At 62.0% G+C, this 23262-nt stretch carries 17 protein-coding genes and 1 pseudogene; 5 read left to right on the forward strand and 13 right to left on the reverse strand.

Features of this window, described 5'->3' with window-relative positions; translation table 11 throughout:
* Positions 1–89 precede the first annotated feature (89 nt).
* Both DLD99_RS13270 and DLD99_RS13275 read left to right on the forward strand, forming a co-directional pair.
* On the forward strand, positions 90–2171 hold the full coding sequence (locus tag DLD99_RS13270) for a putative bifunctional diguanylate cyclase/phosphodiesterase (protein ID WP_114882668.1): 2082 nt from the start codon (positions 90–92) through the stop codon (positions 2169–2171).
* A gap of 83 nt (positions 2172–2254) precedes the next feature.
* Positions 2255–3001, forward strand: a complete 747-nt coding sequence (locus tag DLD99_RS13275; RefSeq protein ID WP_085708225.1) for an SDR family oxidoreductase — start codon at positions 2255–2257, stop codon at positions 2999–3001.
* A 39-nt stretch (positions 3002–3040) separates the two neighbouring features.
* Here DLD99_RS13275 and mapR read toward each other — a convergent pair whose 3' ends face one another.
* The 4 genes from mapR to DLD99_RS29210 all read right to left on the reverse strand — a co-directional run bounded on the left by mapR (position 3041) and on the right by DLD99_RS29210 (position 6643).
* Positions 3041–4450 carry a GntR family transcriptional regulator MpaR gene (gene mapR, locus DLD99_RS13280; protein ID WP_085708224.1) on the reverse strand — a complete coding sequence of 470 codons (1410 nt, stop codon included), beginning with the start codon at positions 4448–4450 and terminating at the stop codon, positions 3041–3043.
* An 85-nt stretch (positions 4451–4535) separates the two neighbouring features.
* On the reverse strand, positions 4536–5966 hold the full coding sequence (gene ccoG / locus DLD99_RS13285) for a cytochrome c oxidase accessory protein CcoG (protein WP_114882670.1): 1431 nt from the start codon (positions 5964–5966) through the stop codon (positions 4536–4538).
* A 195-nt stretch (positions 5967–6161) separates the two neighbouring features.
* Positions 6162–6395: a DUF3203 family protein gene (locus tag DLD99_RS13290; RefSeq protein WP_114882672.1), complete on the reverse strand. Its 234-nt coding sequence runs from the start codon at positions 6393–6395 to the stop codon at positions 6162–6164.
* 89 nt (positions 6396–6484) lie between these two features.
* On the reverse strand, positions 6485–6643 hold the full coding sequence (locus tag DLD99_RS29210) for a hypothetical protein (RefSeq protein WP_167443771.1): 159 nt from the start codon (positions 6641–6643) through the stop codon (positions 6485–6487).
* A 218-nt stretch (positions 6644–6861) separates the two neighbouring features.
* Between DLD99_RS29210 and DLD99_RS13295 the strand changes: the two genes are divergently transcribed.
* From DLD99_RS13295 to glgB, 3 genes are read left to right on the forward strand one after another with little or no spacing between them, the layout of a single operon-like run.
* Complete coding sequence (locus DLD99_RS13295) at positions 6862–8868, forward strand: alpha-1,4-glucan--maltose-1-phosphate maltosyltransferase (protein WP_114882674.1); 2007 nt, start codon at positions 6862–6864, stop codon at positions 8866–8868.
* 39 nt (positions 8869–8907) lie between these two features.
* Positions 8908–12249 carry a maltose alpha-D-glucosyltransferase gene (gene treS, locus DLD99_RS13300; RefSeq protein ID WP_114882676.1) on the forward strand — a complete coding sequence of 1114 codons (3342 nt, stop codon included), beginning with the start codon at positions 8908–8910 and terminating at the stop codon, positions 12247–12249.
* Positions 12250–12251: 2 nt separating this feature from the next.
* A complete protein-coding gene (gene glgB, locus DLD99_RS13305) occupies positions 12252–14483 on the forward strand; it encodes a 1,4-alpha-glucan branching protein GlgB (protein ID WP_114882678.1) in 2232 nt (743 codons plus the stop codon).
* A 45-nt stretch (positions 14484–14528) separates the two neighbouring features.
* On the opposite strand, the pseudogene DLD99_RS13310 reads toward glgB, so the two are convergent.
* From DLD99_RS13310 to DLD99_RS13355, 9 genes and pseudogenes are all read right to left on the reverse strand, one after another.
* Positions 14529–15415 (reverse strand): annotated as a pseudogene (locus DLD99_RS13310) (autotransporter outer membrane beta-barrel domain-containing protein).
* Positions 15416–15845: 430 nt separating this feature from the next.
* On the reverse strand, positions 15846–16628 hold the full coding sequence (locus tag DLD99_RS13320; protein WP_114882679.1) for an endonuclease/exonuclease/phosphatase family protein: 783 nt from the start codon (positions 16626–16628) through the stop codon (positions 15846–15848).
* Positions 16629–16715: 87 nt separating this feature from the next.
* The gene (locus DLD99_RS13325) at positions 16716–17477 is read right to left on the reverse strand and encodes a PIG-L deacetylase family protein (protein ID WP_085708214.1); all 762 of its coding nucleotides are present in this window, start codon (positions 17475–17477) and stop codon (positions 16716–16718) included.
* Positions 17478–17651: 174 nt separating this feature from the next.
* Positions 17652–18311, reverse strand: coding sequence for a glycosyltransferase family 2 protein (locus tag DLD99_RS13330; RefSeq protein ID WP_114882681.1), 660 nt, complete (start codon positions 18309–18311; stop codon positions 17652–17654).
* The gene (locus DLD99_RS13335; RefSeq protein WP_114882683.1) at positions 18308–18907 is read right to left on the reverse strand and encodes an SAM-dependent methyltransferase; all 600 of its coding nucleotides are present in this window, start codon (positions 18905–18907) and stop codon (positions 18308–18310) included. The genes DLD99_RS13330 and DLD99_RS13335 overlap by 4 nt, the downstream gene beginning before the upstream one ends.
* Positions 18904–19662: a PIG-L deacetylase family protein gene (locus DLD99_RS13340; RefSeq protein WP_114882685.1), complete on the reverse strand. Its 759-nt coding sequence runs from the start codon at positions 19660–19662 to the stop codon at positions 18904–18906. Before DLD99_RS13340 ends, DLD99_RS13335 begins: the two co-directional genes overlap by 4 nt.
* Positions 19659–20657, reverse strand: a complete 999-nt coding sequence (locus DLD99_RS13345; protein WP_114882687.1) for an acyl-CoA dehydrogenase family protein — start codon at positions 20655–20657, stop codon at positions 19659–19661. Before DLD99_RS13345 ends, DLD99_RS13340 begins: the two co-directional genes overlap by 4 nt.
* Position 20658: 1 nt before the next feature.
* On the reverse strand, positions 20659–22818 hold the full coding sequence (gene glgX, locus DLD99_RS13350; RefSeq protein ID WP_114882689.1) for a glycogen debranching protein GlgX: 2160 nt from the start codon (positions 22816–22818) through the stop codon (positions 20659–20661).
* A gap of 103 nt (positions 22819–22921) precedes the next feature.
* Positions 22922–23242, reverse strand: a complete 321-nt coding sequence (locus DLD99_RS13355; protein ID WP_114882691.1) for a DUF2934 domain-containing protein — start codon at positions 23240–23242, stop codon at positions 22922–22924.
* Positions 23243–23262: the final 20 nt, after the last annotated feature.

Here is a 23262-nt window from a genome sequence, read left to right on the forward strand (position 1 = left end):
AGTGCGTTCTTCTGTGCAATCAGTACAATCGGCGCATTTGGCCCCGCCGAGAACGGAAGCAGTACGGCGGGGTGGTCACGAGAATTCCCATGCTCATCGGTAGTTATTCCTTCACGCTGGTTTTCATTTCGCTGTGTGTGGCGATCCTCGCGTCTTACACCGCGCTCGACCTCACCGGGCGCATCGCCACCGCCAAGGGTCGCGCCGTGCATTTATGGACGGCCGGCGGCGCCTTTGCCATGGGGGTTGGCGTCTGGTCGATGCACTTCATCGGCATGCTGGCCTTCAAACTGCCGATCAACCTGGGCTATGACATTCCGATCACCGCGCTGTCGCTGTTAATCGCGGTGCTGTCCTGCGGTTTTGCCTTGTGGCTGGTCAGCCAGCCGAAACTGCCGGCCTGGCAACTGGCCTTCGGTGCCTTGATCATGGGCGCCGGCATCAGCGCCATGCATTACACCGGCATGGCCGCGATGCGCATGCAGCCGGGCATCGATTACGACCCGACCCTGTTTGGCGCTTCACTGTTGATCGCGGTTGGCGCTTCGGCGGCGGCATTGTGGATTGCCTTCCGCCTGCGGCAGCAATCGCCTTATGTGCGCCTGTTCCGTGCCGGCGCTGCCATCGTCATGGGCATCGCGATTGTCGGCATGCACTACACCGGTATGGCGGCGGCGCGGTTTCCCGATGGCAGTTTCTGCGGTGCGGCGCTCAGCGGTCTGAACGGCAATGGCCTGGACAACCTGGTGCTGATCACCACGCTGGCGGTGCTGACCATTGCGCTACTGACCTCGATTCTCGATGCCCGCCTCGAAGCGCGCACCGCCGATCTGGCCCATTCGTTGACCGTGGCCAACCGCGAACTCACCCAATTGGCCTTGCACGACACCCTGACCGGCCTGCCGAACCGCATGCTGCTGGACGACCGGATCAATCAGGCGATGAAAAAGGTCAACGAGCAGGGCGGCTGTTTCGCGCTGATGTTCATCGATCTGGACGGCTTCAAACCGGTCAACGACGCGTTCGGTCACCACATGGGTGATCAGTTGCTGCGTGAAGTGGCGGTGCGTCTGCGCGAAGATCTGCGCAGCCTCGACACCCTGGCGCGGATCGGCGGCGATGAATTTGTGCTGCTGGTGCGTCTGAGCGAGCCCGACGATGCGCTGGGTCTGGCGGCGCGTCAGGTCGGTTTGATCGCGCAGTCGTTCCGGGTCGCCGAGCATGAGCTGCAGATCTCTGCCAGTGTCGGCATCGCGGTGTATCCGGGCAACGGCCAGAACGCCCAGGAATTGCTGATGAATGCCGACGCTGCGATGTACCACGCCAAGGGCGGCGGCAAGAACGGCTACAGCTTCTTCGACGCCTCGATGAACAGCAACGCCCGCAAGCAACTGCAACTGTTGCAGGACCTGCGCGCGGCGCTCGAACACAATCAGTTCAGCCTGCATTACCAGCCCAAGTTCCATGCCGCCGATGGTCACCCGGTCGGTGCCGAGGCGTTGCTGCGCTGGGAGCACCCGCTCCACGGCATGCTGATGCCGGACAAGTTCATCGACCTGGCGGAGAAAACCGGGTTGATCATTCCAATCGGCGAATGGGTGCTCAACGAAGCCTGCCGGCAGATGCGCGAATGGTACGTGCTGGGGTACACCGACTGGCGCATCGCGGTGAACCTCTCGGCCTTGCAGTTCTGTCACACCGGACTGGTGCGCAGCGTGGCCAAGGCGTTGGCCATGCACCACTTGCCGGCCAACAGCCTGACCCTGGAAATCACCGAAACCACCGCCATGAGCGATGCCGACGCGAGCATGACGGTGCTGCAGGAACTCTCCGACATGGGCGTCGACCTGTCCATCGACGACTTCGGCACCGGTTATTCGAGCCTGATGTACCTCAAGCGTCTGCCGGCCAACGAACTGAAGATCGATCGTGGTTTCGTTCGTGACCTAGAGCATGACAGCGATGACGCGGCCATCGTCTCGGCGATAGTCGCCCTGGGTCAGGCACTGGGCCTGCGCATTGTCGCCGAAGGTGTGGAGACCGGCGTGCAGCAGGACTTCCTGACGCAACTGGGCTGTGATTCGCTGCAAGGTTATCTGCTGGGCCATCCGATGCCGGCCGATCGCTTCCTGCAGGATATCGAGCGCGGCAAACAGTTGGCGGCGAGCTGAACGGCTGACGCAGGCCATGCAAAACCCCGCAATGACGGTTATTCTTGCCCCGACTGTTACGTGTGCATTGGGGGAAGGCCAGCATGGATAAAGTCATTGTGATCACTGGCGGCGGGCGCGGAATCGGGGCCGCCACGGCGCTGTTGGCTGCCGAGCAAGGCTATCGGATCTGCATCAATTATCAGTCTGACGAACAGGCGGCCCACCACGTACTCGACCAGGTACGCGAGCGCGGCGCCACCGCCATTGCCGTTCGCGCCGATGTCAGCATCGAAGACGAAGTGATCGGCCTGTTTCACCGGGTCGACACCGAGCTGGGCCGGGTCACCGCACTGGTGAACAACGCCGGCACCGTCGGGCACAAATCGCGGGTCGACGAAATGTCCGAATTCCGCATCCTCAAAATCATGAAAACCAACGTCCTGGCGCCGATCCTCTGCGCCAAGCACGCGATCCTGCGCATGTCGCCCAAACACGGCGGGCAGGGCGGCAGCATCGTCAACGTGTCTTCGGTCGCCGCGCGTCTGGGCTCGCCGAACGAGTACGTCGACTACGCCGCGTCCAAAGGCGCCCTCGACACGTTCACCATCGGTCTGTCCAAGGAAGTGGCGGGCGAGGGGATTCGGGTCAATGCGGTGCGGCCGGGCTATATCTACACCGATTTCCACGCGTTGAGCGGCGATCCGGATCGGGTCAGCAAGCTGGAGTCGGCGATTCCGATGGCCCGTGGCGGGCGGCCGGATGAAGTGGCGGAGGCGATTGTGTGGTTGCTGTCGGACAAGGCGTCGTATGCGACCGGGACTTTCGTCGATCTTGGCGGCGGACGTTAGTGAAGGATCGTTCCCACGCGTTGCGTGGGAACGATCGCATCAGAACGACCGCACAATCCGCCCCAACGTCTCCATCGCCTTCTCCGAAGCCTCGGTCCACGGGCTACCGTAGTTCAACCGGATGCAATTCCTGAAGCGCTGGGTCGGCGAGAAGATCGGCCCCGGCGCAATGCTGATCCCCTGCGCCAGCGCCATCTGAAACAACTTCAACGAATCCATCTGCGGTGGCAGTTCCAGCCACAGGAAATAGCCGCCGGCCGGTTGGCTCACGCGGGTCTGCGCCGGAAAGTAGCGGGCGATGGCCGCGAGCATCGCGCTTTGTTGTTCTTCGAGGGCGTAGCGCAGTTTGCGCAAGTGCCGGTCGTAGCCGCCGTGTTGCAGGTAGTCGGCAATGGCCGCCTGGGCCGGCATCGAGGCGCACAGCGAGGTCATCAGTTTCAGGCGCTCGATTTTCTGCGCGTAGCGCCCGGCAGCCACCCAGCCGATGCGGTAGCCGGGGGCCAGGCTTTTGGCGAACGAGCCGCAATGCATCACCAGGCCTTCGGTGTCGAAAGCCTTGGCCGGTTTCGGTGCTTGTTGGCCGTAATAGAGTTCGGCGTAGACATCGTCTTCGATCAGCGGCACCTGATGCCGCTTCAGCAATTCCACCAGTTCCTGTTTTTTGGTTTCGGGCATGGTTGCGCCCATCGGGTTCTGGAAGCTGGTCATGCACCAGCAGGCCTTGATCGGATGGCGCTCCAGGGTCTGGGCGAGCACGCCGAGGTCGATGCCGTCGCGCGGGTGCACGGGGATTTCCACGGCTTTGAGTTTCAGCCGCTCCAGCACTTGCAGGCTGGCGTAGAACGCCGGGGCCTCGATGGCCACCAGATCGCCGGGTTCGGTCACCGCTTGCAGGCACAGGTTCAGCGCTTCCAGGGCGCCGTTGGTGATCAGCAGTTCTTCCATCGGCAGCATCAGTCCGCCGACCATGTAGCGCAGGGCGATCTGTCGGCGCAATTGCGGATTGCCCGGCGACATGTCGGTGACCACCATGCGCGGGTCCATCTCCCGGGCGGCGCTGGCCAGCGAGCGTGACAGGCGTTGCAACGGGAACAGTTCCGGGCTCGGGAAGGCCGAGCCGAACGGCACGGTGCTCGGGTCCTTGATCGATTCCAGCACCGAGAACACCAGTTCGCTGACGTCGACCTTGGTGGATTCGTTGACCTGGCTGCTGATCACCGGTTCCGAGAACGGGCTCGGGGCGTGGGTGTTGACGAAGTAGCCGGAGCGTGGCCGGGCGCGGATCAGGCCGCGACGTTCCAGCAGGTAATAGGCCTGGAACACCGTGGACGGGCTGACGCCATAGGTCTGGCTCGCGTAGCGCACCGACGGCACCCGCTGGCCGGGGCCGAGGACGCCGGAGCGGATCAGTTCAGCGATGTCGTCGGCGAATTTTTCGTAGCGTTTCATCGGTGTCCTGCATTGAGTGGGATTCGGAAAACGGTTGTGCCAATGGACGCAGCGCCATTGGCACAAAGGGTTGCATCTTAAAGGTTCAACGATTCATCGGCGCAACAAACCGGCTCTTCGCCACGCTATAAACCTCGGGCTCATCGCTGTCGGCAATTTTGAAGCTCAAGGTCTGCGAGCTGCTGGCCGGGCGTTCCGTGGTCATGGCCACCGACACCGGTACATCGACGATCTCGCCCGGGGCCAGGCTCAGTTCGGTCTTGCCTTGCAGCTGGAAGCCGTCGCCGTCCACCAGGCTCAGGTTGTAGTCCTGGCGCTGTTGGGTCTTGTTGATGACTTTGAGGGTGTAGATGTTTTCGATCTGGCCCTGACCGTTTTCACGGAACAGGCCACGGTCCTTGGTCACGTCCAGCGACACCATTGGCCGCTCGACCAGGGCCAGGGCGAGAGCGCCGATCATCACCACCAGCACTGCGACGTAACCAATCAGTCGCGGACGCAGCAGATGCGTCTTGCCACCCTGCAATTCACGCTCGGAGGTGTAGCGGATCAGGCCCCGCGCATAGTTCATCTTGTCCATGATCGAATCGCAGGCGTCGATGCACGCCGCGCAGCCGATGCATTCCATTTGCAGGCCGTCGCGGATGTCGATACCGGTCGGGCAGACCTGCACGCACAGCTGACAATCGATGCAATCGCCGAGGCCGGCTTCGGCGGGTTTCACGTCGCGTTTGCGGGGGCCACGGTTTTCGCCACGGGCTGCGTCGTAGGAAATCGCCAGGGTGTCCTTGTCGAACATCACGCTCTGGAACCGCGCATACGGGCACATGTGCATGCACACCGCTTCGCGCAGCCAGCCAGCGTTGATGTAGGTGGCGGCGGTGAAGAACAGCACCCAGAACAGGCTGACACCGCCGATCTGCAAGGTCAGCAGCTCTTCGGCCAACGGTCGGATCGGGGTGAAGTAGCCGACGAAGGTCAGACCGGTCAGTACGCTGATCGCCAGCCACAACGTGTGCTTGGCCGCACGCCGCGCCAGTTTGTTCAGGCTCCAGGGCGCGGCTTGCAGCTTGATCCGCTGGTTGCGTTCACCTTCGGTGATCTTCTCGCACCACATGAAGATCCACGTCCACGAACTCTGCGGGCAGGTGTAGCCACACCAGACCCGGCCGGCGAATACGGTAATGGCGAACAGGCCGAACGCGGCGATGATCAGCAGCGCCGACAGCAGAATGAAATCCTGCGGCCAGAAGGTCGCACCAAAGATGTGGAACTTGCTTTCGGAAAGGTCCCACAGCACCGCCTGACGCCCGCCCCAGTTCAGCCACACGGTGCCGAAAAACAGCAGAAACAGAAATCCCGCGCCGCTCATGCGCAAGGTGCGGAACAGGCCGGTGAAGCTGCGGGTGAAAATCTGGTTGTCGCTGGTGGCGTGTTTCGCCTTCATCGGGCGCGCCGGTACTTTTTTTATCTGGGGAGATGCTTCTACGGTTCGGACGGGGATTCGTTCGCTCATGGTCGTTCGCTCATCAGCCTCCATCAGGCCAGTGAACTATGAGCGCCGATCTGTTTGCATAACAGACTCAGGTATTTCAATAAAAAGCGTATCAGATGGGTTTTGCGCCCGGCCCTGCGACAACTTGAAGCAGTTGGCAGAGCGGGGCGCAGACGCCTATCCCGGACGGCTGCGCGGGATATTGACCGGGGTCAGTCAAATCACCGAATCACTGTCGGTGGCCTTGAGGTGTTTGCGTCCGTCGGTGGCGCCTGCGACGGTCAGCGCATCGGCTTCAGCCTCGGTGATGTAAATGCGCCGGCCTTCGATTTCCACGGCCGACATCGATTTGTCGCTGTCGGTGATGACCGTCAGGTCGCCGCACAGGCGAATCTGTTCACCGTTTTCGGTGGCGAAAAAACAGGTCTGGTTTTCGATGCGCACGGTCATGGGGCTGTCCTTTTTCCAAGGGGTGTTGAAAGGTTAGGGCGCAGCCCCGGGGGATCGTTCTGTGCAACCGATTAATGGTCACCGGGCGATCAGACAATCACCGGCGGCATGGTCGACGGTGGCTCTTCCTTGGGCGGTGGCGTGGTGCCCGGTGGCTCCTGTTCCGGGATCGGTTGCGGCTCGGTTTCGGGCAGCACCGGTTTGTCGATGTTCGGATCGGGCGTTTCAGCGGGGATCGGAATCGTCATCAGATGAACCTCCGTGTGGCACATGGCGTGAGAAGTGCTTAAGTGGGTTGACCACTTCTGCGCGAAATCGATCCGATTTTGTGACGGGGCAAATCCCTGTGAACTTTTGTCGCCGAGGTTCGCTCGGAACCTGAGAGCGTTCATGGTTGGGCACAGGTCCGGCCGTGAGTATCGAACAGGCAAACGAGCGTCCTTGGGGCGTTAAGGAGAGATGCTCAATGACTGCTGAAAAACCCTCCGAACAGAGCTACAACCCGCACATTCCGCTGTCGCAGGCGTTGCTGCTGCCGCGCATTGTCATTGAAAACACCCGGCCGACCCTCGATGGCGGCCAATTTGCCGTCAAGGCTGTGGTCGGGCGCGAGATCGTGGTCACCAGCAAGATCTTCGCCGACGGTCACGACAAACTGGCGGTGCGCATCCGCTGGCGCGAGGAAGGCGAGGAAGGCGAGGAAGTCTGGCAAAGCGAAGTCATGAACGATCAGGGCAACAACGGCTGGGAAGGCCGGTTCCGGCCCCAGCGCATGGGCCGCTATCTGTACCTGATCGAAGCCTGGATCGACCAGTTCGCCAGTTTTCAGTACGAACTGGAGAAGAAACACCTGGCCGCCGTCCCGGTCAGCCTGGAGCTGCAGGAAGGCCGCACCATGGTGCAACAAGCGGCCGAACGCAGCGAAGGCCAACTCAGCGAACGGCTGGCGGCGCTGCACCACGAATTGTCCGGCCTGCTCGAAACCGAGCAGGTCGCGTTGTTTCTGCACCCGCAAAGTGCGCAATTGATGGCCGAGGCCGATCACCGCCCGTATCTGAGCATCAGCCCGGAGTTTCCGCTGGATGTTGAACGGGAACTGGCCGAGTTCGCCAGTTGGTACGAGCTGTTTCCCCGCTCGATCACCGACGATCCCGCCCGTCACGGCACCTTCAACGATGTGCACTCGCGGTTGCCGATGATTCAGGACATGGGCTTCGACGTGTTGTATTTCACGCCGATTCACCCCATCGGTCGCAGCCATCGCAAGGGCCGCAACAATTCTCTGACGGCTGGCCCGGACGATCCTGGCAGCCCTTATGCGATCGGAAGCGAAGAGGGCGGCCACGAAGCGATTCACTCGCAGCTTGGTACCCGCGAAGACTTCCGTCGCCTGGTGGCGGCGGCCGCTGATCATGGTCTGGAAATCGCCCTCGATTTCGCCATCCAGTGTTCCCAGGATCATCCATGGCTCAAGCAGCATCCCGGCTGGTTCAACTGGCGGCCAGACGGCACGATCAAGTACGCGGAGAACCCGCCGAAGAAATACCAGGACATCGTCAACGTCGACTTCTATGCGCCGGAAGCGATTCCGAGCCTGTGGGTCGAACTGCGGGACATCGTTGTCGGGTGGGTCGAGGAGGGCGTGAAGATCTTTCGCGTCGACAACCCGCACACCAAACCGCTGCCGTTCTGGCAATGGTTGATCGCCGATGTGCGCACGCTACATCCCGAAGTGATCTTCCTCGCCGAGGCGTTCACCACCCCGGCGATGATGGCGCGGCTGGGCAAGGTCGGTTACACCCAGAGCTACACCTATTTCACCTGGCGCAATACCAAGGCCGAACTGGCGAGTTACTTCAGCGAACTCAATGAATCGCCCTGGCGCGAGTGCTACCGGCCGAATTTTTTCGTCAACACGCCGGACATCAACCCGGCGTTCCTGCATCAATCGGGGCGCCCGGGATTTCTCATCCGGGCGGCGCTGGCGACCATGGGCTCGGGCCTGTGGGGCATGTATTCGGGGTTCGAACTGTGCGAATCGGCGCCGGTGCCGGGCAAGGAGGAATACCTCGATTCGGAGAAGTACGAGATCCGCGTCCGCGACTTCAACCAGCCCGGCAACATCATCGCCGAGATCGCCCAGCTCAACCGTATCCGCCGGCAGAACCCGGCGCTGCACAGTCATCTGGGCCTGAAGATCTACAACGCCTGGAACGACAACATTCTGTATTTCGGCAAGCGCAGCGCCGATGGCAGCAATTTCATCCTGGTGGCCGTCAGCCTCGACCCGCATCACCCGCAGGAGGCGAATTTCGAATTGCCGCTGTGGGAAATGGGCCTGCCGGACGACGCCACCACCCACGGCGAGGACCTGATGAACGGCCATCGCTGGGACTGGCACGGCAAGTACCAGTTCATGCGGATCGACCCGGCTTATCAGCCGTTCGGGATCTGGCGCATCACCGCGTCTTGATCCGGGCCGACGCATTCATGCATTGAACAGGAGTTTCACATGGCGAAGAAACCCAAGTCAGCCACCTTCATCAAGGACCCGCTCTGGTACAAGGACGCGGTGATCTATCAGGTTCACGTCAAATCCTTTTTCGACTCCAACAATGACGGAATCGGCGATTTTCCCGGCCTGATCGCCAAACTCGATTACATTGCCGAGCTGGGCGTCAACACCATCTGGCTGTTGCCGTTCTATCCCTCGCCACGCCGTGACGACGGTTACGACATCGCCGAATACCGTGGCGTACACAGCGATTACGGGACCATGGCCGACGCCAAACGCTTCATCGCCGAGGCGCACAAACGGGGTTTGCGGGTCATTACCGAGCTGGTCATCAACCACACTTCGGATCAGCACCCGTGGTTCCAGCGGGCGCGCAAGGCCAAGCCCGGTTCAGCGGCCCGCGACTTCTATGTGTGGTCGGATGACGACCAGAAATACGACGGCACGCGGATCATTTTCCTCGACACCGAAAAGTCCAACTGGACCTGGGACCCGGTGGCCGGCCAGTACTTCTGGCACCGTTTCTATTCGCACCAGCCGGACCTCAATTTCGACAACCCGCAAGTCATGAAAGCCGTGCTGTCGGTGATGCGTTATTGGCTGGACATGGGCATCGACGGTCTGCGCCTGGACGCGATTCCGTACCTGATCGAACGCGACGGCACCAACAACGAAAACCTGCCGGAGACTCACGACGTTCTCAAGCAGATCCGTGCCGAAATCGACGCCAACTACCCGGATCGCATGCTGCTGGCTGAGGCCAACCAATGGCCGGAAGACACCCAGTTGTACTTCGGCGATACCGACGCCGAGGGCGTCAATGGCGACGAATGCCACATGGCGTTCCACTTCCCGCTGATGCCGCGCATGTACATGGCGCTGGCCCAGGAAGATCGCTTCCCGATCACCGACATCCTGCGCCAGACCCCGGAGATCCCGGCCAATTGCCAATGGGCGATCTTCCTGCGCAACCACGATGAATTGACGCTGGAGATGGTCACCGACAAGGAGCGCGACTACCTCTGGAATTACTACGCCGCCGACCGTCGTGCGCGGATCAACCTCGGCATCCGCCGGCGTCTGGCGCCGCTGATGGAGCGCGACCGTCGGCGCATCGAACTGCTCAACAGTCTGCTGTTGTCGATGCCCGGCACGCCGACCCTGTATTACGGCGATGAAATCGGCATGGGCGACAACATCTACCTCGGCGACCGTGACGGCGTGCGCACGCCGATGCAGTGGTCAATCGACCGCAACGGTGGATTCTCCCGGGCCGATCCGGCCAGTCTGGTGCTGCCGCCGATCATGGACCCGCAGTACGGCTTTCAGTCGGTCAACGTCGAAACCCAGGCCGGCGATCCGCATTCGTTGTTGAACTGGACTCGTCGCCTGCTGACGGTACGCAAGCAATCCAAGGCGTTCGGTCGCGGCACCCTGAAAATGCTGTCGCCGGCCAACCGCCGCGTGCTGGCCTACACCCGCGAATACACCGGGCCGGACGGCAAACACGAAATCATCCTGTGCGTGGCCAACGTTTCGCGCAGCGCCCAGGCGGTGGAGCTGGACCTGTCGGCCTACGTCGGCATGGTGCCGGTGGAGATGCTCGGCGGTAACGCCTTTCCGCCCATCGGCCAGCTCAACTTTCTGCTGACCCTCGCGCCATATGGTTTCTACTGGTTCGGCCTGGCGGCGGAAAACCAGATGCCGAGCTGGCACGTCGAGCCGGCGCAGAGCCTGCCGGACTTCACCACGCTGGTGCTGAAAAAACGCATGGAAGAACTGCTGGAGGCGCCGTCCCGGGCCACACTCGAACAGGGCATCCTGCCGAACTGGTTGCAGAACCGCCGCTGGTTCGCCGGCAAGGATGCGGCCATCGAGCACGTCCGGCTGGCCTACGGTGTGCGCTTCGGCGACGCACAGCATCCGGTGTTGCTCAGCGAAATCGAAGTCAGCAGCGGCGGGCAGACCAGCCGTTACCAACTGCCGTTCGGCTTTATCTCGGAAGATCAGGTCGGGCCCGCGTTGCCGCAGCAACTGGCGTTGTCCCGTGTGCGTCGGGTCCGGCAGGTCGGTCTGATTACCGATGCGTTCAGCCTCGAAGCGTTTATCCGTGCGGTTTTACAAGGCATGCAAAGTGGCACGGTGCTGGACTCCAGCGATGGTGAAATCCGTTTCGAAGCCACGCCGCAGCTCGACAAACTTGGCCTCGGTGCCGAATCCGAAGTGCGCTACCTGTCCGCCGAGCAATCCAACAGTTCGGTGGTAATCGGCAACAGTCTGGTGCTCAAGCTGATCCGTAAAGTCGCTTCTGGCGTACACCCGGAACTGGAAATGAGCGCTTATCTGACCGCCGCCGGATTTGCCAATATTTCCCCGCTGTTGGGCTCGGTGATTCGCCGCGACGGGCAGGGCGAAGACAATCTGCTGATGATTGCCCAGGGCTACCTGAGCAATCAGGGCGACGCCTGGGAATGGACGCAGAACAACCTCGAGCGAGCATTGCGCGATGAGCTGGCGGACGCCGTGTCCGAACAGTCGCAGCACTACAACGCCCTCGGCGAACTGAAGGATTTTGCCGGCATGCTGGGGCAGCGACTGGGGGAAATGCATCAGGTAATGGCGGCGCCCACCGACAACCCGGACTTCGCGCCGCAGGTCAGTTCGGCCAAGGATGCGCAAGCCACTGGCAAGGATGTCGGCGCTCAGGTCGAGCACGCGCTCAAGCTGCTCAAGCAGCATCAGGGCGAACTGGATGTGGCGGATCAGAAGCTTGTCGCTCGTCTGCTCGACCACAAAAAAACCATCCTCGCCCATGTGCAGGAACTGGCGAAGAAATCCGCCGGCGGTTTGCGCATTCGGGTGCACGGCGACCTGCATCTGGGGCAGGTGCTGGTGATCAAGGGCGATGCGTACCTGATCGATTTCGAAGGCGAACCGGCGCGGCCACTGGCCGAGCGTCGCGGCAGGCACAGTCCGTACAAGGATGTCAGCGGTGTGCTGCGTTCCTTCGATTACGCCGCCGCGATGACCATCAACGTGCACAACGTCGACAACAGTCCCGAGGCCGAAGCGGCGCGTCGGCGGGTGGCCGAGCGTTATCTGCGTGAGGCCCGCGAGGCATTTGTCGAGGCATATCAGCGAGCGGCAGCTAGTCTTGATCATGCCTGGCAGGATCCTGAAGGTGCCGACGCCGCACTGGCGTTGTTCGGTCTGGAGAAAGCGGCCTACGAAGTGGCCTATGAAGCCGAAAATCGCCCCACCTGGCTGCCCGTGCCGTTGCACGGTCTGTATGGGTTATTGACGGGGCTGGAACCCTTTTCCGATCTTGGTGGAGAGTAGTCATGAGTTTCTCGAACAAGGAACAGGGTCAGGTTAAAGAGCGTTTGCTGCCCGGGGCCAGGGACATCGATGCCCTGGTGCGCGCAGAACATCAGGACCCGTTTTCCATTCTCGGGCCCCACGGCGATGGTGCCGGCGGGCAGTTCATCCGGGCGTACCTGCCCGGCGCATTGAGTGTCAGCGTGCTGGACAAGGACAGCGGCGAGGAGCGCGGCCCGCTGGAGGCGACCGAGACGCCGGGGCTGTTTGTCGGGCATTTCGAATCGGCGCGGCCTTATCTGTTGCGTACGCGTTGGGCCGGTGGCGAGCAGGTTGCGGAAGATCCCTACAGCTTTGGCCAGTTGCTCGGTGAAATGGATTTGTATCTGTTCGCCGAAGGCAATCATCGCGACCTCAGCAGGTGCCTCGGTGCGCAACTGAAAACCGTGGATGGCGTCGACGGTGTGCGCTTCGCCGTGTGGGCGCCGAATGCCCGGCGGGTGTCGGTGGTCGGCGACTTCAACGTCTGGGACGGGCGCCGGCATCCGATGCGGCTGCGCCATCCGTCCGGGGTCTGGGAGCTGTTCATTCCGCGTCTGCAGGCGGGGGACCTGTACAAATACGAAATCCTTGGCGCCCACGGCATCCTGCCGCTCAAGGCCGACCCGATGGCGCTGGCCACCAGCCTGCCGCCGGACACCGCGTCCAAAGTCGCCTCGCCGTTGCAGATCGACTGGCAGGATCAGGACTGGATGACCGGCCGCCGCGAGCGCCAGCAACACAATGCGCCGCTGTCGATCTATGAGCTGCATGCCGGATCCTGGCAATGCGAATTGGACGATCTGGGTGAAGTGGCCCGTCAGTACACCTGGCCGGAGCTGGCCGAGCGGTTGATTCCCTACGTCAAGGAGCTGGGCTTCACCCACATCGAACTGATGCCGATCATGGAGCACCCGTTCGGTGGCTCCTGGGGTTACCAGTTGCTGTCGCAATTCGCCCCGAGCGCCCGTTACGGCACACCGGACGAGTTCGCGGCGTTCGTCAACGCCTGCCATCAGGCCGATATCGGGGTGATTCTCGACTGGGTGCCCGCGCATTTTCCAACCGATACCCATGGCTTGGCGCAATTCGACGGTACGGCGCTGTACGAGTACGGCAACCCGCTGGAAGGCTTCCATCAGGACTGGGACACGCTGATCTACAACCTCGGCCGCACCGAAGTGCACGGCTACATGCTGGCGTCGGCACTGCACTGGCTGAAGCATTTCCACGTCGACGGGCTGCGGGTCGATGCGGTGGCGTCGATGCTCTATCGCGACTATTCACGCAAGGCCGGGGAGTGGGTGCCCAATCGCCATGGCGGACGGGAGAATCTGGAAGCCATCGACTTCCTTCGCCACCTCAACGATGTGGTGGCGCTGGAAGCACCGGGCGCGCTGGTGATCGCCGAGGAATCCACGGCCTGGCCGGGCGTCAGTCAGAGCACCCAGCAGGGCGGCCTCGGCTTTGCCTACAAATGGAACATGGGCTGGATGCACGATTCGCTGCATTACATCCAGCAGGATCCGGTGTACCGCGCCCATCATCACAACGAGTTGAGTTTTGGTCTGGTGTACGCCTGGTCAGAGCGCTTCATCCTGCCGATCTCCCACGACGAAGTGGTGCACGGCAAGCATTCGCTGATCGACAAGATGCCCGGCGACCGCTGGCAGAAATTCGCCAACCTGCGGGCCTATCTGAGCTTCATGTGGACCCATCCGGGCAAGAAGCTGCTGTTCATGGGTTGCGAGTTCGGCCAGTGGCGCGAGTGGAATCACGATCAGCAGCTGGACTGGTATCTGCTGCAGTATTCCGAGCACAAAGGCGTGCAGAAACTGGTTGGCGATCTGAATCGGTTGTACCGCGAAGAGCCGGCACTGCACGAGCAGGATGATGCACCGCAAGGGTTCCAGTGGTTGATCGGTGACGATGCGATCAACAGCGTCTATGCGTGGCTGCGCTGGAGCAAGGAGGGGACGCCGGTGCTGGTGGTGGCCAACTTCACGCCGGTGCCGCGTCAGTCGTACCGGGTGGGCGTGCCGTTTGCCGGGCGCTGGAAGGAGCTGCTCAACAGTGATGCCGACACCTATGCCGGTTCCAACTATGGCAACGGCGGCGGGGCGTTCACCGAAGACGTGGCCAGTCATGGTCAGGCGTTGTCGCTGGAGCTGAATCTGCCGCCGCTGGCGGTGTTAATCCTCAAGCCCGAGGGTTGAGGATGAACCTGCGGGAGCAAACGGCTTGCTCCCGCAGGAACGTCGTTACCACCGCATCCGCACCCCCAGACTGCCGATCAGCCCGTTCAGATCATTGTCATCCACATCACTGCTGTAGTCGGCGCTCACGTACAGGCTCACGCTCGGCGTGACCTTCGCCACCAGACCCAGACCAAGTTCCACCGTCGACGACTTGCGGCTGCTGCTGATCCTGTCCACTTGATCGAGCGTCACGGCGTTGCCGGTGTACACGGTGTGCAGTTTTCACTCAGGCCGATCGGGAAACCGCCTTCCACCGAAAGGGTCATCGCGCTGCCTTCCGTGGCCAGGCGCGCGCCCTGTTCATTGCGGCTGAAACCACTGACCCGGCCACCGCTGGCCGACAGATCCACGTGCCAGCCTGCGGAACCCGTGAGGCTGTAATAGGCGCCGAGGCTCTGGCCCTGCAGATTGAGGGTGTCGGTGGTTGGGTCGGCGAGGGCACGGTTGACGATCAGGCCGCTGCCGTTGGCCTGGATCTGATTCAGGCCGCCAATCAGTCCGATGCGCTGGGTCTGGCCGCCGCTGCCGTGCAAGGTCAGCACGGCCGGCCCTTTGACTTCCCCCGAGCCGGGCACCGCAAACCCGGTGCCAAGGATGTCGCTCTGTGCCAGGCGAGAGGGCTGCCCGTAAAGCTGATCCCACTCCGAGGGGGCGAGATCCTCGGTGAGCAAATGCGTGCCGCGCAGGTCAGGGCGCGGGCTCAGGCGTTGCGGATCGGGCGTGATGACGGTCGCGGGCAGTGTCATGATCGGGATGTCCTGGCGATACCAGGGGGTGGTCTCATCCGCCACAGGACCCGCCTGCGCCTCCATGGATGAGCAGAGCAAGATAGAACTTGAAACGGTGCAAAAGGTGATTTTGATCTCGTGTGGGGTGAGTGAGGTTTTCATGAAGGTCTACCTTGCTAGCGCATGCGGTATCTCGCCTTGGCGTCTCTCCTACCCCGAACGAGGGGCGACCGAATGGAGCGAGGCGAACCTGGGGCAGCCCGTTTCACGAGTGTCCGAAGGCACGCCCCGAGTAGTGATTCCGGGGGTAGTAAGGTAGAGCTAAGAAGACGGCTGACATTGCGTCAAGAAAATGGACGATGAGCGGTATGGCGAAATCAGAGATCACAAGCGTTTGTTTTTCTGCACATATCTAAGTTGTTGTTTGCAGGGAGAAACACGCCTTGAACCGCGAGACAGAGCGTTTGCTTAGTCTGCTATCGGCTTTCCAATTGATGCGATCGCCCCTGTTTTCTGCCAGTCCACGCAGGTCATTACTGTCAATATTGCTACTGTAATCGGCACTGGCGTAAACACTCACTGCGCGGTCGAACTACAAATGCACTTCGACCGCCAACGGCAGATGATCCGACAAATGTGTCCATGGCTTGCTGCCAAGAATCTGCGGGTCATGACTGCTGGCATTGCGCAGGTAGACCCGGTCCAGCCGCAGCAGCGGAAAGCGCGCCGGGTAGGTCTTGGCGGGCCGCCCGTGATGGCGCTCGAACGCTTCGTGCAGGTAGTCGCGACGGGCGAGGGCGACGTTGCCTTGCATCTGCCAGTCGTTGAAGTCGCCGGCGATGATCACCGGTGCATCGTCCGGCAGGGATTCGAGCAACTGGCAGAGCAGCTGCAGCTGCAATTGCCGGTGGCTTTCCAGCAGGCTCAGGTGCACGCAGATGGCGTGCACCTCGGCATGCCCCGGTACGTCCAGTACACAATGCAGCAGGCCCCGTCGTTCGGGGCCGGTGATCGAGACATCGAGGTTGCGGTATTCGCGGATCGGGTACTTCGACAGCAGTGCATTGCCGTGGTGGCCGTCGGGGTAGACGGCATTGCGCCCGTAGGCGAAATCGCTCCACATGCTGTCGGCGAGAAATTCGTATTGCGAGGTTTGCGGCCACTCGTTGTAGCGGTTCGAGTGCCGTTCGTGTTCGCCCACCACTTCCTGAAGAAACACCAGATCGGCGCTGGTGCTGCGTACCGCTTCACGCAGCTCCGGGAGGATGAAACGCCGATTGAGTGCGGTGAAACCCTTGTGTGTATTGACCGTCAACACCCGCAGGCGATGAATGGCGGACACGTCGATGGCATGACGCTTGGGATCGCTGGACACGGTCGCTCCTATGAATCATGACTGCCTCTTCTTGCGACTGATCCGGGCGCGGGCAGTTCACCTTGAGTGACTGCCCGCGCCCATTTGTCAGTCAACGAAGACAATTTCATAAGGCAGACGCATGCGCTCCAGAATAGCCTTGGGCAGCAGCGGTGCAATGCCGATGGCCGGCTCGCCGTTCAACTGACTGGCGTAGGCATGCGTCGCGTGGCTCTTGCGTGCGACGGTCCAGGTGTCGAGGCGCAGCTTGCGGGCGCGGTGCCACGGGATCTGTGCCTGGTCGCGTTCCGGCCAGTGCCAGGCCCAGACCGGCACATCGTGGTACGTGGCGCCGGCCTGTCGGGCGGCTTTGGCGCTGGCCCGGCCGACCACTTCATGATCGGCGCTGCCGTCCTCGCACCAGGTGCTGAACACCACGTCACCGGGGCGCAGGTAGCGGGAAATGAATTCCGTCAGCTGGGTTTCCTGATCGAGCAGCGCATTGTCGGTGAAACCGCCGCGCACCCATTTCAGGCTATGCATCGGCAGGCCCAGACGGCGCAGGGCCTCGACGCTTTCCTGGGGGCGGAACACGCTCAGGCGTTTTTCTGACCACTGGCGCGATCCGGGGTGACTGGCGCTGCCATCGGTGATCGAGAGCAATTGCAGGGGATGGCCGAGGGCCGACAACAGTTGCAGCAGGCCGCCGCAGGTCACCACTTCATCGCCGGGATGTGGCGCAATGACCACCGCACGGGCACCGGGCGGCACGAGGCTGTGGGTGTTGATGACCGGAATATTGTCGAGTTGCGCGGCGCTGTTCCATATTTGCGCCGGCAGGCCGCTTTCGTTGAGAGATAACGGTTTCATGAGGCAGGACGTCCTTGTTGTGTCTGGCCTTCAGTCGCACACGACCACGCATGTACGACCCCTGAAGACTGGTTGATTACCCGGCAGCGCTCCGAACCCTGGATTGCCGCGATGCAGAGTATTGCTCAAGAAGGGCGGTTCGTCGCGTCGCAGATCAATCTGCTCCGCTTTTTTTTATTCAGTCTGTGCCAAGTGTCGCAGATAGTCGCCAAAACCACCGCGCGCGCGACTGTCCAGGCGTGCGCTGGTAATGACCTGCGGGCGATGGCTCCAGGCGATGCTGGCCCCGCAACGCTCCAGTTGCCGGACCAGTTGCACATCCTCGTCACAGGGCAACGGCTCGAACCCGCCGGCGCGGACGTAGGCTTGCGCACTGACACCCAGATTGGCGCCATGGATGTGCCGGTGACCTTCGCAGGCCTGGTAATCACGTTGATAGCGAATCTGCGCCACTTCATCGAACGATTCATGCCAGCGTTCGACCGTCACCGTGCCGCACACGGCATCCATGCCCAGCCCCAGTTGTGCCACCAGCCAGTCTTCGGCGACCCGGCTGTCGGCGTCCGAGCAGGAAATCCAGCGCGCTCCGCGTTCAAGCAGTTGTTGTGCGCCAATGGCGCGAGCCTGCCCGACATTGCGCGCGTCGATGCTCAGCGCCAGCACCGGGTACTGGCTGACGATGTGCGCCGAACGATCGGTGCAACTGTCGAGCACCACCAGGATTTCCACCGGTTCACCCGCCAGCAAAGGATGGTCACCCGCGCGCAGGGCGGCGCAGAGGCAGTCATCGAGCCAGTCTTCTTCGTTGTGGGCAGGAATCAGGATGCCAATCATCGCAACCCCTCCAGCGCGGCCACCGAGCGGGGCTCGCGGCTCCAGACTTCGAGCAGGAAATCCGCTTCCTGATGCAGGACCAGTCGCGGCAGATTCAAGTGCTCATGAATCAGGTCGTGAACCTGTCGGGCATTGAGCGGGCAGCCTTCGATAGGCGGCCGCCAGTGACACGCGAGCAATTGCCCGTCTGCCGTCAGTGAATCGCTGACGCGGCGGATGACCTCTGTCAGATCCTGTCGATCGAGGTAGTAGCCGATTTCGCTGAAGACGATCAGGTCGAATTTTTCCTCAGGCCAGTCGCCAGGCAGACGTCCGTGACGCACCTCGGTGTGGTCGAACAGGCTCAGTCGGGTACGCGCCAGATTGACCGCAGCGGTAGACGTGTCGTAGCACACCAATCGGTCGCAGTGTTCGGCCAGTGCCGCACTCAGTTCACCGTTGGCGCATCCCGGTTCAAAGATTGCCCGGTAGTGCGGGCGGGGCAGGGCCGCCAGGGTCACGAGGCGTTTGCGCTGCTCGTACCAGCGCTGGCGGAATCCCCAAGGGTCGTTATTGCCCGCGAACAGGCCTTCGAAGTAGCGATTCTCGACACTCACAGGAAGACCACCTCGAACGGTTGCAGCAGTCGATCGATGACATAGGGCGCGAGCACCGGTGGCAGGCCTGCTTCGGGATCGCCCTCCAGTTGACTGGCAAACGCATGCACCGCATGACGCTTGCGCGCGACCTGTGCCGGGCTGAGCAGGATTTTGCGCGCCCGTTCCCAGGGCACGATGGCGTCTTCCGGGGTTGCCCAGTGCCAGGTCCAGACCGGCAGTTCGTGGCAAATCGCGCCTACGTGTTGCGCCGCTTTGATGCTGGCGCGGCCGACGGCTTCGTGGTCGCTGTGGCCGTCCTCGCGCCAGGTGGTGAAGATCACGTCGTCGGGTTGCAGGTAGTGGATCAGGTATTCGCACAGCATCGACTCGCGCGCGGCGACTTGCGTGTCGGGGAAGCCACCACGCAACCATTGCAACTTATGCATGGGCAGGCCGAGGCGGCGCAGGGCTTCTGCGGACTCCTGCGGGCGCACCACGCTCAGGCGCTCAACCGGCCAGCGATCCGAGCCGGGATGACTGGCGCTACCATCCGTGACCGAAATCAATTGAAGTGTGCGTCCCGCCGCGGTGACCAGCTGCAGCAATCCGCCGCTTCCCAGAACCTCGTCGTCCGGGTGTGGAGCAATCACAACGGCCCTCGATCCCGGCGGCACCAGGTCGAGGATGTCGATGCTGTCCAACGCCGTCAGATGACGTGAACACTGCCATTCATGCAGGGAGGTTCCCTCGCCGACGATCGGGTTACGTTTCATAACGCCCAGCACCCGCGTGGTTGTTGCGCAATCAATTGACCCAGTACCGCCAGATCCCGTTCGGCGTGGCTCTGGCGCAGGTAAACCGGCAGGTCGGCCGCCAGGCGGGCAAAGTGCGGATCCTTGCAGAACGGCCCGGCCCCGAGTGCCCGTCCGGTCTCGCGGATGACCTGCTCGGCGGCGTCCTCGACCACGGCGCGAACGCGGCGGGCCAGCAGTTCGGCGTAGGCGTGGGGATCGCTGTCGATGTCCAGAGCGCTGACACGCAGCACTTGAGACGCGGCGTGCAAGGCGCTGTCGACGGCGCCGAGACTGGCCAGCGCGTGAGGCTCTTCATGTCGTGCACACTGCTGGCGCAAGCGCTCGGCGATCTCTTTCGCGGCGCCGTACCAGCACGCGGCGATCCCGATCCCGCCGTGCCAGAAACCCGGACGTTGCAGGTAGTCGCCAGGGTCGCCGATCGCCTGTGCCTCCACATCATCGAACAGCACCTCGACGCTGCCGGTGGCCGCCATGCCGACGGCTTGCCAGCCCTGATCGGTCACGCTCACCCCCGGTTGATCGAGCGCCACGGCCACCAGTTGTTGTCGATCCTCCTCATCCCAGGCCGTGAGCAGGGCATGACTGAGCACCGCCGCCCCGGAGCACCAGGCCTTGCGCCCGTTTAACCGCACCAGTTGCCCCGAACGGCTGACCCGAACCCGCGCCTGCGGTGGTTCGGCCGCCCACATGCCCCACGTACTGTCGGGTGTCGGTGTGCCGCCGAGTTGCTCGATGATCGCCAAGGCATCGGTATGACCTTCGTAGAGTTTGCACAAACCCAGATCATGGCCGCCGACTTCGGACAGTCGTTGCCAGCGCTCCAGCGTGCGACCGCTGCCGGGCAACGGCAGTCGGTCCAGTCCGGCCTCGACCATTTCCCGCAGGCACCGCCCCAGCGCTGCGCTATCCCGGTAGTCCGGCGTGTGACGCGAGAAATAGTCTGAAAGATCCATCTCAGTCTTCCTCGTCGCGTTGCAGTTCGAACAACAACAGCGAGCGCCCGGTGACCGAGTACTGATGGCCGAAATCGAAGCGTTCCTGACCCCGGATCGACGGTTGATTGGTGTCGACCATGCAGGTCCAGAAACTGCCTTCAGGCACTTCCGGCAAGGTGAAGTTGACGATGTCGTGGTGGGCGTTGACCACCAGCAGCAACGTCGCGTCGGCACCCTTGCGGCGGATGCCGGTTTCCTGGGCACGGCCATCGAGCAGCATGCCCAGGCAGCGGTTGTGCGCATCGTGCCAGTGCTCGGTGGTCATCTCCGTGGCGTCCGGTGCCAGCCAGGTCACGTCCTTGACCCCGATGTCTTCGTTATATTCGCCCACCAGAAAGCGTCCGCGACGCAGGATCGGGTAGGTCAGCCGCAGCTTGATCAGGCGTTTGACGAATTTCAGCAGCGCCTTGCCGTCCTCGCTCAGGTCCCAGTTGACCCAGCCGATCTCGCTGTCCTGGCAGTAGGCGTTGTTGTTGCCGTCCTGGGTGCGGGCGAATTCGTCACCGGCCACCAGCATCGGCGTGCCTTGGGCCAGCAACAGGGTGGCGAAGAAATTGCGCATCTGCCGATGACGCAGCGCATTGATTTCCGGATCGTCGGTGGGCCCTTCGACGCCGTGGTTCCAGGACAGGTTGTTGTTGCTGCCGTCCTGATTATTCTCGTCGTTGGCCTCGTTGTGCTTGTCGTTGTAGGACACCAGATCGTTGAGGGTGAAACCGTCGTGGGCGGTGACGAAATTCACCGACGAATAAGGCCGGCGGCCACGCTGGTTGAACATCTCGCCGGAAGCGGTCATGCGGCTGGCGAAATCGGCGAGCTGGCCGTCGTCGCCTTTCCAGAACGCGCGCACGGTGTCGCGGAATTTGTCGTTCCATTCGACCCAGCCCGGCGGGAAGTTACCGACCTGATAACCACCGGGCCCGCAGTCCCAGGGTTCGGCGATCAGTTTTACCTGACGCAGCACCGGATCCTGACGGCAGGCGACGAGGAAGCTGTGGCGTTCGTCGAAACCGTCGTGGTAGCGCCCGAGGATGGTCGCCAAATCGAAGCGGAAACCGTCGACGTGCATTTCGCTGGCCCAGTAACGCAACGAGTCGGTGACCATTTGCAGTACGCACGGGTGACTCAGATCCAGGGTGTTGCCGGTACCGGAATCGTTGATATAGAAGCGCTTGTCGTCCGGCATCAGCCGGTAGTACGAAGCGTTGTCGATCCCACGCATCGACAGGGTCGGGCCTTGTTCGTTGCCCTCGGCGGTGTGGTTGTAGACCACGTCGAGGATCACTTCGAGATTGGCTTCGTGCAGGTGCGCGACCATCTCCTTGAACTCGGCGATCTTGCCACTGGCCAGGTAACGCGGGTCCGGGGCGAAGAACGCAATGCTGTTGTAGCCCCAATAATTGGTCATGCCCTTGTGCAGCAGGTGCTGGTCGTTGACGAAGGCGTGGATCGGCAAGAGCTCGACGGTGGATACGCCGAGTTTGCGGATGTGCTCCAGCACATCGTCGACCATCAGCCCGGCAAATGTGCCGCGCACGTTATCCGGCACGGCGGGGTGACGCATGCTGATGCCGCGCACATGAGTCTCGTAAATGATGGTCTTGTCCCACGGTACGCTGACACGGTGGTCGTTGCCCCAGGTGTGCGCCGGGTCGATGACCTTGCATTTGGGCACGAACGGCGCGCTGTCACGCTCGTCGAAACTGAGGTCGGCGTCCGGGTGGCCGATGGTGTAGCCGAACAGCGCTTCAGACCATTTCAGTTGCCCGACCAGTTGCTTGGCATAGGGGTCGATCAGCAATTTGTTGTGGTTGAAGCGGTGGCCGTTGGCCGGATCGTAAGGGCCGTAGACCCGGTAGCCATAAATCAGCCCCGGATGGGCGTCGGGCAGATAACCGTGGAAAATTTCGTCGGTATATTCCGGCAGTTCGATGCGTTCGAGTTCGACTTCGCCGGCATCGTCGAAAATGCACAGTTCGACCCGGGTGGCGTTGGCGGAAAACAGCGCAAAGTTCACCCCCAGCCCATCCCAGGTGGCACCGAGCGGGAAGGGCAGACCCTCGCGGATTCGCGTGGGCTCGGCATGTGCGGCGGGCTCGGCTTTCTTTGGACGGGTCATGATTGCTCCTGCAAATCGGGGTGGGCATTTTTAAAGGGCGAGTGAACCCGCTGTGGCGAGCGAACCCGCCACACGGTCATTCAGTTCTACGGTTGGAAAAGCCTCAGATGGCCGGGGGCTTGCGCGGTGCGCGGGGCTTTTTCTCGGCGGCTTTTTCGCCCGGGGGAATCACTTTGGCGGCGCTGGCTGGCTTGGCTTTTGCCGATGCGGCTTTGGGCTTGGCCGTCGTTGCCTTGGGGGCAGAGGCCTTGGTACTCGCCGTTTTGCCAGCAGTTGCCTTCGGCGATTTCTTCGGAGCCAGTGCTTCGGCTTCGGCCAGTTTGCGCGCCATCTCCCAGTGGCGTGATTCCTGACCCTCGGGCTTACCTTCCGATTCCCAGATCTGATAGGCGAATTCGCGGATGCGTTTATCGTCGGTACTCATCGCAATGCTCCTGAACTGAA

The sequence above is a fragment of the Pseudomonas kribbensis genome (assembly GCF_003352185.1).
Taxonomy (GTDB): Bacteria; Pseudomonadota; Gammaproteobacteria; order Pseudomonadales; family Pseudomonadaceae; genus Aquipseudomonas; species Aquipseudomonas kribbensis.

Coding starts and splice junctions, on each gene's coding strand:
- DLD99_RS13270 (WP_114882668.1), top strand. CDS start 90: ATGCTCATCGGTAGTTATTCCTTCACGCTGGTTTTCATTTCGCTGTGT.
- DLD99_RS13275 (WP_085708225.1), top strand. CDS start 2,255: ATGGATAAAGTCATTGTGATCACTGGCGGCGGGCGCGGAATCGGGGCC.
- mapR (WP_085708224.1), bottom strand. CDS start 4,450: ATGAAACGCTACGAAAAATTCGCCGACGACATCGCTGAACTGATCCGC.
- ccoG (WP_114882670.1), bottom strand. CDS start 5,966: ATGAGCGAACGAATCCCCGTCCGAACCGTAGAAGCATCTCCCCAGATA.
- DLD99_RS13290 (WP_114882672.1), bottom strand. CDS start 6,395: ATGACCGTGCGCATCGAAAACCAGACCTGTTTTTTCGCCACCGAAAAC.
- DLD99_RS29210 (WP_167443771.1), bottom strand. CDS start 6,643: ATGACGATTCCGATCCCCGCTGAAACGCCCGATCCGAACATCGACAAA.
- DLD99_RS13295 (WP_114882674.1), top strand. CDS start 6,862: ATGACTGCTGAAAAACCCTCCGAACAGAGCTACAACCCGCACATTCCG.
- treS (WP_114882676.1), top strand. CDS start 8,908: ATGGCGAAGAAACCCAAGTCAGCCACCTTCATCAAGGACCCGCTCTGG.
- glgB (WP_114882678.1), top strand. CDS start 12,252: ATGAGTTTCTCGAACAAGGAACAGGGTCAGGTTAAAGAGCGTTTGCTG.
- DLD99_RS13325 (WP_085708214.1), bottom strand. CDS start 17,477: ATGAAACCGTTATCTCTCAACGAAAGCGGCCTGCCGGCGCAAATATGG.
- DLD99_RS13330 (WP_114882681.1), bottom strand. CDS start 18,311: ATGATTGGCATCCTGATTCCTGCCCACAACGAAGAAGACTGGCTCGAT.
- DLD99_RS13340 (WP_114882685.1), bottom strand. CDS start 19,662: ATGAAACGTAACCCGATCGTCGGCGAGGGAACCTCCCTGCATGAATGG.
- DLD99_RS13345 (WP_114882687.1), bottom strand. CDS start 20,657: ATGGATCTTTCAGACTATTTCTCGCGTCACACGCCGGACTACCGGGAT.
- glgX (WP_114882689.1), bottom strand. CDS start 22,818: ATGACCCGTCCAAAGAAAGCCGAGCCCGCCGCACATGCCGAGCCCACG.
- DLD99_RS13355 (WP_114882691.1), bottom strand. CDS start 23,242: ATGAGTACCGACGATAAACGCATCCGCGAATTCGCCTATCAGATCTGG.